The sequence below is a fragment of the Rhizobium sp. TH135 genome, assembly GCF_002855515.1.
Taxonomy (GTDB): Bacteria; Pseudomonadota; Alphaproteobacteria; order Rhizobiales; family Rhizobiaceae; genus Allorhizobium.
Genome location: NZ_PKRP01000001.1, coordinates 107,803 through 123,341, shown reverse-complemented (window position 1 = coordinate 123,341; position 15,539 = coordinate 107,803). Strand labels below are relative to the sequence as shown.

12 protein-coding genes are annotated in these 15,539 nt (G+C 62.4%); 9 read left to right on the top strand and 3 right to left on the bottom strand.

Features of this window, described 5'->3' with window-relative positions:
• Positions 1-15: 15 nt before the first annotated feature.
• Positions 16-930 (bottom strand): oxygen-dependent coproporphyrinogen oxidase, encoded by a 915-nt coding sequence (hemF, locus tag C0V73_RS00635; protein WP_102018072.1) that lies wholly within the window; start codon positions 928-930, stop codon positions 16-18.
• 152 nt (positions 931-1,082) lie between these two features.
• Between hemF and C0V73_RS00630 the strand changes: the two genes are divergently transcribed.
• Positions 1,083-1,343 (top strand): hypothetical protein, encoded by a 261-nt coding sequence (locus C0V73_RS00630; RefSeq protein ID WP_102018071.1) that lies wholly within the window; start codon positions 1,083-1,085, stop codon positions 1,341-1,343.
• A 154-nt stretch (positions 1,344-1,497) separates the two neighbouring features.
• Positions 1,498-2,451: a flagellar hook associated protein gene (locus tag C0V73_RS00625; RefSeq protein WP_102018070.1), complete on the top strand. Its 954-nt coding sequence runs from the start codon at positions 1,498-1,500 to the stop codon at positions 2,449-2,451.
• A 67-nt stretch (positions 2,452-2,518) separates the two neighbouring features.
• On the opposite strand, the gene C0V73_RS00620 is transcribed toward C0V73_RS00625, so the two are convergent.
• Both C0V73_RS00620 and C0V73_RS00615 read right to left on the bottom strand, forming a co-directional pair.
• Positions 2,519-3,838: a cell envelope biogenesis protein OmpA gene (locus C0V73_RS00620; RefSeq protein WP_102018069.1), complete on the bottom strand. Its 1,320-nt coding sequence runs from the start codon at positions 3,836-3,838 to the stop codon at positions 2,519-2,521.
• Between the two features lie 184 nt (positions 3,839-4,022).
• Positions 4,023-4,487, bottom strand: coding sequence for a tRNA (cytidine(34)-2'-O)-methyltransferase (locus C0V73_RS00615; RefSeq protein ID WP_102018875.1), 465 nt, complete (start codon positions 4,485-4,487; stop codon positions 4,023-4,025).
• Between the two features lie 367 nt (positions 4,488-4,854).
• Here C0V73_RS00615 and C0V73_RS00610 point away from each other — a divergent pair, with 367 nt between their 5' ends.
• From C0V73_RS00610 to C0V73_RS00580, 7 genes are all read left to right on the top strand, one after another.
• On the top strand, positions 4,855-6,771 hold the full coding sequence (locus C0V73_RS00610; protein ID WP_102018068.1) for an ABC transporter ATP-binding protein: 1,917 nt from the start codon (positions 4,855-4,857) through the stop codon (positions 6,769-6,771).
• A gap of 263 nt (positions 6,772-7,034) precedes the next feature.
• Positions 7,035-8,957 carry a HAMP domain-containing methyl-accepting chemotaxis protein gene (locus tag C0V73_RS00605; RefSeq protein ID WP_102018067.1) on the top strand — a complete coding sequence of 641 codons (1,923 nt, stop codon included), beginning with the start codon at positions 7,035-7,037 and terminating at the stop codon, positions 8,955-8,957.
• Between the two features lie 194 nt (positions 8,958-9,151).
• Positions 9,152-11,068: a methyl-accepting chemotaxis protein gene (locus C0V73_RS00600; RefSeq protein ID WP_102018874.1), complete on the top strand. Its 1,917-nt coding sequence runs from the start codon at positions 9,152-9,154 to the stop codon at positions 11,066-11,068.
• A gap of 204 nt (positions 11,069-11,272) precedes the next feature.
• Entirely contained in the window at positions 11,273-11,737 is a 465-nt protein-coding gene (locus C0V73_RS00595; protein WP_102018873.1) for a DMT family transporter, read from the top strand.
• 1 nt (position 11,738) lies between these two features.
• A complete protein-coding gene (locus C0V73_RS00590; protein WP_102018066.1) occupies positions 11,739-12,161 on the top strand; it encodes a DMT family transporter in 423 nt (140 codons plus the stop codon).
• A gap of 117 nt (positions 12,162-12,278) precedes the next feature.
• Positions 12,279-13,295, top strand: a complete 1,017-nt coding sequence (locus tag C0V73_RS00585; RefSeq protein ID WP_102018065.1) for a diguanylate cyclase — start codon at positions 12,279-12,281, stop codon at positions 13,293-13,295.
• A 106-nt stretch (positions 13,296-13,401) separates the two neighbouring features.
• Positions 13,402-15,273, top strand: coding sequence for an ABC transporter ATP-binding protein (locus tag C0V73_RS00580; protein WP_102018064.1), 1,872 nt, complete (start codon positions 13,402-13,404; stop codon positions 15,271-15,273).
• Positions 15,274-15,539 lie beyond the last annotated feature (266 nt).

Here is a 15,539-nt window from a genome sequence, read left to right as displayed (position 1 = left end):
CGGTAACCCCTGGGATCAGGGATAACGGACCAGCGGAGGCAGCGAGGAGAGGATTGATTCGACATTGCCACCGGTCTTCAGACCGAAGATCGTGCCGCGGTCGTAGAGCAGGTTGAACTCGACATACCGGCCTCGACGAACGAGTTGTTCCTCACGGTCTTCGTCCGTCCAGGGATTGTTGAAATTGGCGCGCACGATCTTCGGATAGACGAGATTGAAGGCGCGACCGACGTCCTGAACGAAGGCGAAATTGGCGTCGAAGCCGCCCTTTTCCTCGTCTGCCGTCAGCCAGTCGAAGAAGATGCCGCCGATGCCGCGGGCTTCGTTGCGGTGAGGCAGGAAGAAGTATTCGTCGCACCACTTCTTGTAGGCGGTGTAGTCGGCGACGGCGGGATGGCGTTCGCAGGTGACTTCCATCGCGCGGTGGAAGAGGCGGGTGTCCGGATCGTCCTGGGTGCGCCGGCGGTCGAGCACCGGCGTCAGGTCTGCACCGCCGCCGAACCACTGGCTGGAGGTGACCACCATGCGGGTGTTCATGTGCACGGTGGGCACATGCGGATTGACCGGGTGGGCGATCAGCGAGATGCCCGAGGCCCAGAAGCGCGGATCCTCTTCGGCGCCCGGCATCTGCTTGCGGAATTCCGGCGAGAACTCCCCGTGGACGGTGGACGTGTGCACGCCGACCTTTTCGAAGACGCGGCCATACATCATCGACATGCGGCCGCCGCCGCCCTTGCCTTCCTCCCGCTGCCAGTCCTTGGCAGTGAAGCGGCCAGGCTCGCGATCGGCCATGGGCCCGGACAGTTCGTCTTCCAGGGTTTCGAACGAGGCGCAGATCGTGTCGCGCAGGCTTTCGAACCAGGCACGCGCAGCCGTCTTCTTTTCCTCGATGTCCTCGGGCAGGCCTTTCGCCAGTACCGGTCGCTCCATGTCGTCCCCCTCCACGTCCTCACGCAACTCTCTCAGGACAAACGAATATCAGGTGAAATCGCAGGCGACCATATCGGGGCGGGGGTGTCCCCGGAAATTCGACTCGCCTTCCGGTTTCAGCTGCATTAATCTTGGGCCATGCGAGGGATTTCATGATGAAGATGCCTGGCCCGCCATCGTTCAACGGCCTCAAGAAGCGCATCGCCGACCACAGAGCCGGGACCGCCGGACGCGTGGGCGGGCAGTATGTGCGTGAGACCTATTGCCTGACGCGCGAAGAGGCGCGGGCCAAGGCGCGCGAATGGTTCGATACCTTCCCCAAGGCCGCCTACTGGACAGAAGTCGAAAGCTGGCGGCAGCTCGACGGCGACCAGATCGAGTTCACCATGCGGCGGCTGCCTTCAGCGGACTGAGCGGCGCGGGCGCTTGAGGCGTTTAAAACGCCAATCGCTAAAATCCTAACTTTGGCAGAAAGCCAATTGCAAAACCTGATCTCTAATGTGGTCGCCATACAGCCGGAATGATGCCGGCTTTGGATCGACATGACATGCGACACAAGGTTTTCTCATGAGTTCAGTCTGGCTCAACCCGTCCGTTGCCGGTGGCGCTTCGATGGCGGGGGCATCCGTGTCCGCGCTCGACCGGGTGACGACGCAGCCCGCTGCCAAGCCAGCCGTCGAAACTGATCCGAGTTCCTCCAACTATTGGTCGATTTCCACCACGATGCGTGCGGGCAGCCTGTCCATGGGCAGCGTGCAGGAGGCGAATGAGATTGCAGCCGCGGTCACGGATACCGCCGCTTTCGGGCTTGAGCAGGCAACCGATATCGTCGCTCGTATTCAGCAGAAGCTCGTGCTCGCCAAGACCGTTGGCGCCGATCGCGATGCGATCAATGCCGATATCTCCCAGATGAAGACGGATCTCGCCGCGGTTGTCGAGGACAGCACGTTCAACGGTGACAACTGGCTGGCAGTCGAGGCCGGCGGACGGCCCAAGGTCGCTTCGCTGCTCGCGTCCGTTACGACGGACAAGGATGGCAGCCTGTCGATCAACATGGTGGATTTCGACACGGCCAAGTCGACGCTGGTCTCGCGCCAAGAGGCGAAGGACGGCACGCTGACGCGGGCTTATGCCGGTACGAGCCTTGGTGGCGTTCCCTACAACTACTACCTCATGGACGCTCAGTCGCGCGAACCGAACGAGCCGGGTGCTCGCGAGATCAAGATCGACAGCCAGACGACCGGTGACGAGATCGACGGCATGATTTCATCGCTCAACCGGGTGATGATCGACATGGTCGGGGCGAGTGCCGAAGTGAGTGCGACCCGCAACCAAGTGACGGGTGACAGCGTGCTTGCGCAAGGGCTGCAGGGAGCGACGGAACTCGGCGTCAGCCGCCTGGTGGACACGGAACTCAACGAACAGAGCGTGCGGCTGACGGCCGAGAAGGTGCAGGATCAGTTGCAATCCTCGTCGCTCAACATGGCCAATGTCTCGATGACGTCGTGGTTGAGGCTCTAAGCGTATCTCTCTGATGCGGAATCGAAAAGGCCCGCTTTGCGCGGGCCTTTTGCTGTCGGTCCTGTGTTCAGGTCTTGGTCCGCGGGCGCTTGGTCTTGCCGCGTGGGAGCGGGACCATGATCGGGGTCGCCGCCTTCTGGGCTTTTGGCGTCGGCGCGGCTTTCGCGGTCGGCGGAGGTTCCGCTTCGGCCTCCTCTGATGCCGCTGTGGCGATCGCGGGCTCTGCCCGCAGCGTTTCCGTTTCGGTTAGCACTGACGGTTCGGGTTTGATGACGGCCGGTAGCGGGGCGTCCTCGACCATTGCAGGGAGGGGCGCTGCTTCGATCGGCTCGGCCTGTGATGCTACCTGTTCGGCGACAACCTCTTCCACAATGGCTGCGACGACGGGTTCGGCCACGATAGGCTCGGGCACGATGGTTTCTGGCAGTGCTGTCGAAACCGGCGCTTCGCCCCTCAGGATCTCGCTGAGGATCTTGGTCACGGAGAGCGCCGTCGGCAAGTCGGTGTTCGTCGAGTGGCCGCAGAGGGGGACCTTGATGTCGGTCGCGATTTTCGGGCGCGAATTCATCTCGCCGAACCAATCCAGTTCGCCGACGACGTCGATCACCTCGGTGAACGCTTCCGGCATCTTGATGCGGCCGCCGAAGGTGATAACGCGGGCGGTGTTCACAAGGGTTTCAAGCCGGCCCGGATCGCTGGCCTTGATCGCGTGGAGGGCATCCGCGATGACGCGGTTTCCGCGGGAATGCCCGGCAATCAGGGTAAAGGAAAGGCTCGGATCGGCGAGCAGGGTTGCCACCGTATCGGTATCGAGCCCGGTCTTGCGGTCCGTATCGGTGTCTTCGTCGCGCTTGCCATAGGCGCCGAGCTTGGGGCGACCGACAACGTCGTCGATCACTTCGAGATTGCTTCTGATATGGCCGAGCCAGCCGAAGAGGAAGGCGCCGCCGATCGCCTCGTTGACGATGTCGCCGAGGCCGTAGCCGGAGACGACGGCTGCCACCGGTGCGTCGATTGCGTCCGCCACGTTGCGGGCAAAGGCGGCCGCCCCGATGGCCGAGCCGCCGATGCCGGCAACTGCCATGGCACGGACGTTGCGGCCACCGCGCAGGCGGAATTCCTCGACACTGTCACACAGGGTCAGCATGCCGCCGCCTGTGGGCGGGACGATCATGATCAGGCCTTCGGAGGCGATGCTGTCACTGATATAGAAGGTTTCGTCGGCCGTCAGCGCCTTCACGTCATAGTAGAGGGCGTCGATGCCGGTGTTGCGGAGCCGCCAGGGTTCGAGCGCTGCATTGCGCATCGTGCGATGCCGGACGCGCTCGGGGAAGCTCAAGGATCGGGCGAACTGGGTAAGGCCCAGGGCGAATGCTGTCTCAAACATGACTCCATCTCCCATTTTGCTGCAATGCAACATAACGGTTTTCGGATAAATAGGCAATGCGCGAATGGCCTCTGGCGCACGCGTTTCGAGAGAAGACCAAAAGCTCTTGACCTCAACTGCGGTTGAGGTTGCACGGTACCTCTGTTCTAAAGAGGAGGTGCTGATGACGTGGAGATTTCGAGGTTCAGGCCGGGAAGCCGGTCTGGCGCAGTGCTTCGCCGGCGATCATCGCCGCCGACATCGCAACATTGATCGAGCGCTGGCCTTCGACCATTGGAATGATCACACGATGGTCGGCCCGATCGTGCACATGGTCGGGGACGCCTGCACTCTCTCGACCGAAGAGGAGAATGTCGTTCCGGGCGTAGTCGAAGGTGGTGTAGGGCAGGGCTGCCTTGGTCGAGGCGAGCACAAGGCGGCGGCCTTCCTCAAGGCGCCAGGCGTCGAAGCGCTCCCAGTTGATGTGGCGTGTCATGGCGACACTCGCCAGATAGTCCATGCCGGATCGCTTGAGGTTCTTGTCGGAGAGGACGAAGCCTGCGGGCTCGATGATGTCGACTTTCAGCCCGAGACAGGCGGCAAGCCTCAGGATGGTGCCGGTATTGCCGGGGATGTCGGGCTGGTAAAGGGCGATGCGAAGGTCGGACATGCAAGGCTCATAGGCGATCCCCGGCGGACGCTCAAGCATGGCGAGATACCACGGGTTTGCTCTGTGATCGGTCTGCAACAGTTGGCGCCGAATGTCGCGCTCGCGGGAAAAGCCGGCTGGCGAAAAGCGCGCGCGCCCGCTAGAACGAGGCTCTTGTTCCACACGCACCAGGGAGGGCCATCGATGGATCTATTCGGTATCTCGCGCCAGCCCCGATTTATGGCTGCTGCCGCCTGACGGCGTAACCCTCGCGTCTTTTTCCAAACTGATTCATCCTGCGGCCATAAGTGGCCTCAATCATTGAATATTCGCGTGTCCGCGTCACCTTTTTCCGGTGTCGCCTGCGCGCCATTTCTGGAGATTTTCCATGTTCTCGTGGTTCGAAAGCCGCCTGAATCCCTACCCGGTCGATGAACCGAGCCTGCCGCCGAAGGGGCTGATCGCCTTTTGCTGGCACTACACCAAACCTGCGGGCTGGTGGCTGGTTCTGCTCGGGCTGTGCTCGGGTCTCATCGCAGTCGCGGAAGTGTTTCTGTACCAGTTCCTCGGCAACATCGTCGACTGGCTGTCGACGGCCGAACGTTCCACCTTCCTTCAGACGGAGGGCGGTACCCTCGCCTGGATGGCCGCTCTGTTGCTGATCGGTCTGCCGGTGATCGGAGCCATCCACAGCATCACCATGCACCAGGTGCTGGCGGGTAATTTCCCGATGATTGCACGCTGGCAGATGCACCGCTTCCTGCTGCGTCATTCGATGACCTTCTTCGCCAACGAGTTCGCGGGCCGTGTCTCCACCAAGGTGATGCAGACGGCGCTCTCCATCCGCGAAAGCGTGATGAAGATCATCGACGTCTTCATCTATGCCACGACCTTCTTCGTCTCGATGCTGGCGCTGGTCGCCTCCGTCGACTGGCGGCTCGGCGTGCCGCTGGTGCTCTGGCTGATCGTCTATGCGCTGATCCTGCGCTACTTCATTCCGAAGCTGCGCAAGCTTTCGAGCGAGCAGGCGGATGCCCGTTCGATGATGACTGGCCGGATTGTCGACAGCTATACCAACATCGCGACGGTGAAGCTGTTCTCGCACGCGGGCCGCGAAGAGGTCTATGCGCGGGAGGGCATGGATGCGTTTCTTGGCACGGTGCACCGGCAGATGCGGCAGATCTCGCTGCTCAACATCTGCGTCGACATCAACAATGCCATCGTGCAGTTCTTCGTTGCAGCGCTCGGCATCTGGTTCTGGCTGAACGGCACGGTCACGGTCGGCGCAATCGCGGTTGCCATCGGTCTGTCCATGCGTATCAACGGCATGTCGCAGTGGATCATGTGGGAAGTGGCAGCCCTGTTCGAAAACATCGGCACTGTCTACGACGGCATGGGCATGATGACGAAGGGTCACGACATCGTCGACAAGCCGGAGGCAAAGGCACTTGCCGCGCCGAAGGGCGAGATCGTCTATGACGCCGTGCGCTTCCATTATGGCAAGCAGAAGGGCGTGATCGAAGACTTCTCCCTGACCATCAAGGCAGGCGAAAAGGTCGGTCTGGTCGGACGCTCGGGTGCGGGCAAGACGACGCTCATGAACCTGCTCCTGCGCTTCTACGATCTGGAAAAGGGCAAGATCCTTGTCGATGGCCAGGATATCTCGGCGGTCAGCCAGGACAGCCTGCGGGCGCTCGTTGGCGTGGTCACACAGGATACCTCGCTGTTGCACCGGTCGATCCGCGACAACATCGCTTATGGTCGCCCCGATGCCACCGATGCCGAAATCATCGAGGCGGCGAAGCGGGCCAATGCCTGGGACTTCATCCAGGGCCTGTCGGACATGCAGGGGCGCAACGGTCTCGAGGCGCATGTCGGTGAGCGCGGCGTGAAGCTCTCCGGTGGCCAGCGGCAGCGTATCGCGATCGCTCGCGTGTTCCTCAAGGACGCACCGATCCTCATCCTCGACGAAGCGACATCGGCGCTCGACTCGGAAGTGGAGGCGGCGATCCAGGAAAGCCTGTTCAAGTTGATCGAGGACAAGACGGTCATCGCGATTGCGCACCGGCTGTCGACGCTGACGCAGATGGACCGGTTGATCGTGCTCGACAAGGGCCGGATCGTCGAAGAAGGCACGCATCAGGAACTGGTCCAGACCCGCGGCATCTATGCTGATCTGTGGAACCGCCAGTCGGGTGGTTTCCTGCCGGACCAGACAGATCCGGAGCAGGAGCTGGAGAAGACGCGCCGTGCGGACGCCGAGGCGAAGGCGCTCGGCGATGCCGCCGATGAGGCGGCCGAGTAACACGAGGCACACCTGCTCGTTGGATCATTTGAGACTTGGCGGCGGCGGAGCAATCCGCCGCCGCCCTTTTTTCGGCGATGCCATTTCGCGACCGGCTCACCCGTCTGCGCCGCCATCAAAGGTTGCGTGCAGTTTAAGTAATTTATTCATTGTTGATTCTTTAGAACGGTTTCATCCCGACCTATTGGACGATGTCTTGTCCTTACATCCTGGCGACCTCCCACGTCGGGTTGGGAATGCTTTTTCCTCTCCGGAGATCAATCATGTCCAATCTCAAGATCAAAGTCGTCTTGCCGCTGCTGTTTGCTGTCGTGCTGGCATTCGGCATCGGCCAGGGCATCCTCGCCGTCACCTTCATCGAAAACGTCAAGGAACAGGTGGATATCATTGGCCGCGAGCGCCTGCCGAGAACGCTGGCGGTGGCGCGGATGAATGCGACTTTCGCCGAAGTGCGCCGTGACTACTCCATGCTTCTCAGTGCTGCACCCGACGAGCTGGACGCCATTTCTGCGGCCACCAAGACAGCGCTGTCAGATCGCGATGCCGCGTTTGCTGCCTATGAGCCGATGATCACCATGCCGGCGACGCGCGCACGCTTCGACCGGATGAAGGTGGCGCTTGCCGAATATGACCGTCTTGCCTCGCAGATGGTCGAACTGAAGCGGACGGGCAACGAGTCTGCGGCCAAGGCGCTGTTTACCGGCTCAATGGCTGCCAGTGCTCGCGAACTCGTAAGCGTGATGGATGAAACGATCAAGGCCAATGTCGAACTGAGCGATGCCGCCATTGCGGAGGCGGACCAGGTTTCGTCATCCGCGATCAGCATCACCATCCTCGCCGTTATCATCAGCGGCGTGATTGCAGCCGGTGCTGCCTTCTTCAGCTTTGCCCGTGTCGTGCGTCCGATTTCGGCCATCACCGACTCGATGCGCGGGCTTGCCGCCGGCGACACCAAGACGGAGATCCCATTTGCCGGCCGTCATGACGAAATCGGCGATATGGCCGCTGCCGTCGCCGTCTTCCGCGACAATGCGATCGAACGTGCTGCCCTGGAGCGCCAGGCAGAAGAAAATCGCTCGTTGAGCGAAACCGAGCGTCAGGCACGCGAGGCACAGAAGGCTCGCGAAGCCGCCGAGGTTCAGTTTGCAGTCGACCAGCTGGCCTCCGGTCTGCAGCGCCTGTCGGACGGTGACCTCGTCGCCCAGATCAACGAACGGTTTGCCGATCACCTCGACCCGTTGCGTCTCAACTTCAACCAGTCGGTTGCCCGCCTGAAGGAGGCCATGCGCGCCGTCAGCGAAAACGCCCGCTCGATCGATGCCGGTGCCAACGAGATGCTGGCGGCAGCCGACGATCTGTCCAAGCGCACCGAACAGCAGGCGGCGTCCGTCGAGGAAACGGCCGCAGCACTCGAGCAGGTGACGACGGCCGTCAAGGACAGCGCAATCCGCGCCGACGAGGCAGGCCAGCTGGTCAGCCGCACGCGGGAAGGGGCCGAGCATTCCGGTGAGGTCGTCCGCCGCGCCGTTTCTGCGATGCAGGCGATCGAGAAGTCGTCTTCGGAAATCTCCAACATCATCGGCGTGATCGATGACATTGCCTTCCAGACGAACCTGCTGGCGCTGAACGCCGGCGTCGAGGCTGCACGTGCAGGTGAAGCCGGCAAGGGTTTTGCCGTTGTCGCCCAGGAAGTGCGCGAGCTTGCCCAGCGGTCTGCCAATGCGGCGAAGGAGATCAAGGCGCTGATCACCACGTCGGGCGAGCAGGTTCGCAACGGCGTGAGCCTGGTCGACGAAACCGGCCGGGCGCTCGAGACCATCGTCCGTGAAGTGCAGGAGATCAACCAGAACGTTCTGGCCATTGTCACCTCGACCCGCGAACAGTCGACCGGCCTGCAGGAAATCAGCATGGCGGTCAACCAGATGGACCAGGGGACGCAGAAGAACGCTGCTATGGTCGAGCAGTCTACGGCTGCAAGCCATGGGCTGGCGCAGCAGGCGGGCCAGCTGATGCAGCTGATGTCGCAGTTCAAGACGGACGAGGGCGGCTATCAGGCATCGTCGCGCCTCGCGCCGGCGACGTCTTCTGCCCAGCCGCAGCCGTCACCCGCCCGGGCGCTCGGCCGCAAGATCGCCAATGCCTTCAAGGGCAATACGGCTGTCGCGGCCGAGTGGTCTGAATTCTGATCATTCGCATTCGACAATGAGAGAGGGAGGGGCAGCGATGCCCCTCCTTTTTTGTTTGGCCGTCGCACCGGGTGCCTGTGGACGAGGCGAGAATTGCCCTTCGGACCGTAAGGCTTTGTTAGAATTAGGATTGGCATGGAGGCTGTGGGTATTTTTCCGATCGCCTACTTCCATTTCAATTCAGGATTTCAGTGGTGCAAAATCTCAAGATCAAACTTCTCCTGCCGCTCCTTTTCGGCCTGATGGTAATTGTGTCGCTCGGCCAGGGCGCCATCGCCGTCCACTCGGTCTCGGATATGGACGGCCAGATGGAAGCGCTGGGCGGACGCCTCGATCGGTCCATCATGATTGCGGATATCGATTCCGTTCTCGGCGAGGTTCGCCGTCTCAACCTGATGATCCTGACGGCCGCCACCTCGGCGGAGAAGAAGGCGCTGATCGACACGCTCGCAGGCGCTCGCGAGCGGCTGAATGCGGCGATCGCGCAGTTCGATGCGGTGATCGTCCTCCCAGAGGTGCGCGAGCGGTTTGATGCTTTCAAAACCACCGTCGCCGACTATGGGACGCTGGGCGAAAGCTTCGTCGAGCAGGCGCTGGCTTCCAAGATCTATCAGGCAAAGGAAACCATCGCCCAGATGGTACCGCTCGGCAACGCCGCCGGAGAGAGCCTGCAGGAGATCACCGAGATCAACCGCGCAACCGGTGTCCAGGTTCGCCAAGAGGCCGATGCCTCGGCCACGCTCGCGATGCGTCTGTCGCTGGCCGCCGTTATCCTTGCGGCATTGATGGCGCTCGGTGCGGCCATTGTCTCGGTGGTGCGCGTTGCCCGTCCGATCTCGACGATCACCGGTTCGATGCGCACACTGGCTGCTGGGAACACGGAAACGGCGATCCCGTTTGCCGATCGCCGTGACGAGATCGGCGAGATGGCGGCAGCCGTCTCCGTCTTCCGCGACAATGCGATCGAACGCGCCACTCTGGAGCGCCAGGCGGAGGAAAGCCGCAGCCTCAGCGAAACCGAGCGCATGCGTCGGGAAGAGCAGAAGGCGCGCGAGGCTGCCGAGGTGCAGTTTGCCGTCGAGCGGCTGGCCGGCGGTCTGCAGAAGCTTTCGGACGGAGACCTCGCCGTGGAGATCGGCGAGCGCTTTGCCGAACATCTCGATCCGTTGCGGGTCAACTTCAACCATTCTGTTGAGCGGCTGCGTGACGCCATGCAGGCGGTGGGCGACAATGCCCGGGCGATCGACGCAGGTGCCAGCGAAATGCTGGCGGCGGCGGACGATCTTTCCAAGCGCACTGAACAGCAGGCAGCTTCCGTCGAGGAGACTGCTGCGGCGCTCGAGCAGGTGACAACGGCGGTCAAGGACAGCGCGGTGCGCGCCGAAGAGGCCGGTGCGCTGGTCGGGCGGACGCGGGTCGGCGCCGAGCGCTCCGGCGAAGTGGTGCGCCGTGCCGTGGATGCCATGCATGCGATCGAGAAGTCGTCTTCGGAAATCTCCAACATCATCGGCGTGATCGACGAAATCGCCTTCCAGACCAATCTTCTGGCACTGAATGCCGGTGTCGAGGCGGCCCGTGCGGGCGAGGCCGGCAAGGGTTTTGCCGTGGTCGCCCAGGAGGTTCGCGAACTGGCGCAGCGTTCGGCGAGTGCCGCCAAGGAGATCAAGGGGCTGATCAACACATCCGGCGAGCAGGTGCGCAACGGTGTTGCGCTTGTCGGCGAGACCGGCAAGGCGCTGGAAGCCATCGTGCGCGAGGTTCAGGAGATCAACCAGAACGTCACGGCGATCGTTACCTCGGCGCGCGAGCAGTCCACGGGGCTTGCGGAGATCAACATGGCCGTGAACCAGATGGATCAGGGTACGCAGAAAAATGCGGCGATGGTCGAGCAGTCGACGGCTGCAAGCCATGGTCTGGCGCAGCAGGCAACCGCCCTGATGCAGCTGCTCGGTCAGTTCCGCCTTGGCGAGGAGACGCAGCGCATGGTCGCGCCGCGGATGGCCCAGCCTGACAGCCGGCCGCAGGCTTCGCCTGCGCGGGCGCTCGGCCGCAAGATCGCCGGTGCCTTCAAGGGCAATGCGGCGGTTGCCTCGGAGTGGTCGGAATTCTGATTGCCGCAGGCGGCAAGCTTCTCACATTGAAACGGGGCAGGGATGCCCCGTTTTGCGTTTTTCGATCGGCTCTCCATTCACGGGGCTGATCGTTTCATTTGCCGAATTGGCTTGTCGCCGGGACGGGGTCGCGGCTATGCGGTGCCTTCGGCCATCCGGGTCGATTTGATCGATCGCGGTCCCGGAGGCCCGGTCAGGAGCGTCATGCTGAAATACATCGACTGGACATGGGCTGTGCTTGCCGGCGCCTTGCTGGCGGTCATGGTGACCATCAACAGCGGGCTTGCCGCGCTGACGACGCCGTTTACGGCGTCCTGGGTGGTGCATGGCGTGGGTGGCGTCGCGGCATTCTTCCTGCTGATCGCAAACGGCGCTGTCGCGAGGCGGGCTGGCCGGATGCCGGCTAGTGGCAAGGCACCGCTCTGGTCTTATCTCGGTGGCGCGCCGGGTGCCTTCGCGGTGGCCTTGAGCTCGATTGCCGTCAATTCCGAGCTGGCGCTGGCCGGCGGGCTGTCATTGCTTCTCGTCGGGCAGATCCTGTTCGGGCTTCTTTCCGACCAGTTCGGCCTTTTCGGGACGCCGAAGCGCGTGTTGAACCGCTTCGATTTTCTCGCCACGATCTGCGTGATCGGCGGCAGCGCGCTGCTCATCTTCTCGAAGGGGGCCTGAGATGCTCGGAGCTGTCTTCATCGCGCTCATCGGCGGTGCTGCTGTTGGCATGAGCCGCTCGATCAACGGGCGCCTGACCATGGACCGCGGGGCGTTTACGGCGTCGGCCTGGAACCACTGGATCGGCTTCCTGTTGCTCTCAGTCTATATCCTTCTCTTCCATCGGGTCGGCCTGCCGCTGCTTGCCGACGTGCCGTTTTTCTATCTGGTCGGCGGCGTCATCGGGGCCTGCTTCGTGGTGATCAGCTCCTATGTCTTTCCCCGGATCGGAGCGGCGCGCTCTGGCCTGCTGATCATCGGCGGCCAGATGATCACCGGGCTGCTGATCGACCTTGCCCGGGGCACGGCGCATTTCCATCCCGGCCAGGTGGCGGGCGTGGGGCTGATCCTGACGGGCATCTATCTCACGCGCTATACGCGGTGAGTTTAGCGGTGACGGCCGAGGTTTCTGGCCCGTTGCATTTTAGCGATCTCCGAAACGATCGGTTTCGATTTGGGGCGTAGCCTGTTTTGACCGGAACACCCGACGGAGGTGCATCCCATGTCAAACTTCGCTTATCGCACAGCCCCGCATGCCAGAGAGGCCGAGATCATCGGCCGCAAGGCGCTGGAATTCCTGAGCAAGAACCGGCTCGATCTCACGCCGCGCAATTTCGAGCTGATCTATGAGGTTTTGACGGGCCGGGACAAAGCACTTCGCGAGGCCTTCGTCGCGTTGCCCAAACCGGTCAGCCAGGCTGCGCTGTCGATGGTTGCGCAGCAGTTTCTGCCGGAGCGGCCTTTATTTGCGACGCTCAAGAGCGTCAGCGAAGAGGCGCTTGGCGCGCTGGACAGTTTCCGCAAGGCGCTGGAAGGCGGAACGGTGAGCGTTGCCGAGGCGCATCAAGGGGCGACCGAGCAGCTGGCGGCGCTTGATGGGCAGATCGGCCATTGCATCGAGGCCTTGCAGGCTGTCTCGCGGCTGGTGACGCCGGAGCCGCAGGATGCTGCAGGCCAGGAGCATCTGGCGGTGCAACTTACCTTTGGCCTTCCGGGTTATGCGGCGCTCGAAGAGCGGCTTGCATCGATATTCGGCGAGGGCGTACCGGAGGATGGCGTGAGCCTGATGCTGTGTCGTATCGACGGGCTTGAGCCGATGAACCGCAGCGGGCTTGCCCAGGTCGGCGACTACATGAAGAATACGCTGGCGCGCTTCACGCACCGTCTGATCGACAAGAGCGATACGGCCTACTGGACCGGTCCGGACGAACTCAGCCTGCTCGTCGGGGCCAGCAGCGAGACCTATCTTTCCCAACTCGGCGAGAAGATCGCGCGGGTGGTCACGGATGCCGAAACCATTGCGCGGCGGTCGATTAAGTCGATGCCCAAGCTCGCCTGCCATTTCGGGTGTGCGCGAACCCATCGCCCGGTGCTGGCGGCGCAGCTCTATGGTGCCGCGCGCCAGTCGCTGCAGCGGGCAGAGCTGACGGAGAGCCTCGTGCCGGTCTTTGCGGAAGTCTCGGCCGATGCCGCCACGCTCCGCCGTTACGAGGCGCTCTACGGTCGCCGGATGCGCTGAGCCACAGAGGCGCGGTCGACGCGTTTCGCCGATGCTGACCAAAATGTAATCTGGTCTGCAGCGCAAAAGCTTTGCCGTCCCGGGCAAACCGCCTATATCGCTTGTCATGTTTCAAGCTGTCGCCCGCCTTTTCGAAAACTGGCTCGATCCTTTCGCCCGGACGGACAATCTGCGTCCGCCGGAAAAGACCTGGGCTTTCGTGTGGTTCTATGTCCGGCAGGCCAAGCTTGCCTTCTTCCTGATGGCAATCTTCGGTGGGGCGGTCGCCATGCTGGAGGCGGGGCTGTTCTGGTTCGTCGGACGGCTTGTCGACCTTCTCGATACGGTGCCGAAGGAGGCCGGCTGGGACGGATTGATCGCGGCGCATGGCGGCGAGCTCCTGGCCATGGCGCTGATCATCCTCATCGGGCGCTTCCTGGTGGTGACGGTTGGGGCGCTGGTCGAAGAGCAGGTCATCGTCCTCAACTTCTTCAATCTCGTTCGCTGGCAGGCGCATGCGCATGTGGCGCGACAATCGCTCTCCTTCTTCCAGAACGACTTTGCCGGACGCATCGTCACCAAGGTCTGGTCGGCAGGACAATCGACTGGGGATCTGCTGACGTCATTGCTGCAGGTCGTGTGGTTCATGGTGATCTACACCATTTCGACCATGGCGCTGGTCGCGCAGCTCGACTGGCGACTGGCGGCGATCATCGGCGCCTGGGTAGCGATCTTCCTCGTGCTCGCCCGCTATTTCGTCCCGAAGATCCGCCATCATGCACGCGAGACGGCGGAGGCGTCGTCGATGCTGAATGGCCGGCTTGTCGACAGCTATTCCAACATCCAGACTCTGAAGCTTTTCGCCCGCGAGCGGCAGAACGACCATTACATCCGGGCCGGCTTCGACCGGTTCCAGGACACGCTGCGCCCGTTTGCGCGGCTGCTCACCGGCGTGCGGGCTTCGCTTGCCATCCTGTCCGGCTTCATGATCCTGATGGTGGCACTTCTGTCCGTCGATCTCTGGTTTGCCGGTGCAGTGACAGCGGGTGGCGTCGCCTTCACGCTCGGCCTAGTCCTGCGCCTCAATATGCTTCTCGGCCGGATGATGACGCAGCTCAACGGCATCATGCGCAATATCGGTACTATCCAGAATTCGGCGGAGCTGGTCGCCAAGCCGATCGGTCTTACCGATAAGCCGGATGCGGCCAAGCTTCAGGTAAAGTCTCCCGAAATCCGCTTCGAGGACGTGAGCTTCCACTATGGCCGCAAGAAGGGCGCGATCGATCACCTGACGCTGACGATCGAGCCCGGCGAGAAGGTCGGTATTGTCGGGCGTTCCGGCGCGGGCAAGTCGACGCTCGTCAACCTGCTGCTACGCTTCTACGATCTGGAGGGGGGGCGGATCCTGATCGACGGGCAGGATATCTCGACCGTGACGCAGGAGAGCCTGCGGTCGCAGATCGGCATGGTCACGCAGGACACGGCGCTTTTGCACCGCTCGATCCGCGACAACATTCTGTTCGGTCGAGAGGATGCGAGCGAGGACCTGCTCTTGAAGGCGGCGGAGCGGGCGGAGGCGCTCGACTTCATTCAGCGGCTCGAGGATCAGCGTGGCCGCAAGGGCTTCGACGCCCATGTCGGCGAGCGGGGCGTGAAGCTTTCCGGCGGGCAGCGTCAGCGCATCGCGATTGCGCGGGTGATGCTCAAGGATGCGCCGATCCTGGTGCTGGACGAGGCGACATCCGCGCTTGACTCAGAAGTGGAAGCGGCGATCCAGTCCAATCTCGACCGGCTGATGCAGGGCAAGACCGTGCTTGCCATCGCACACCGTTTGTCGACCATCGCGGCGCTCGATCGCCTGGTGGTCATGGACAAGGGCCGGATCATCGAGCAGGGCACCCACCAGGAGCTGGTGGCGCAGGGCGGGCTCTATTCGGAGCTCTGGGCGCGCCAATCCGGCGGTTTCCTCGATACGCGCACCGAGCTTGCCACGGCCTGACCGTTTCGCCCTCTTGGGCGGAACCCGCAACCATTTGCATCGCTTGATGAACTGCCGCTCACACTTGCGATAAATCAAGCAATTGGGGATGGTATCCATGAAATCCGCGACATCGTGGCTCCTTGCCTGCGGAAGACTGGACAGAATAGATTATCGGGCTTAGAACGCGCCAATCTGGCGGGGAATCTGTGGCTGCACAGTGGCCGAACTGTGATTCCCGCTGCGGGGGCAAATGCGGTATGTCGCAGGATTGCGAGAGGAAAAAG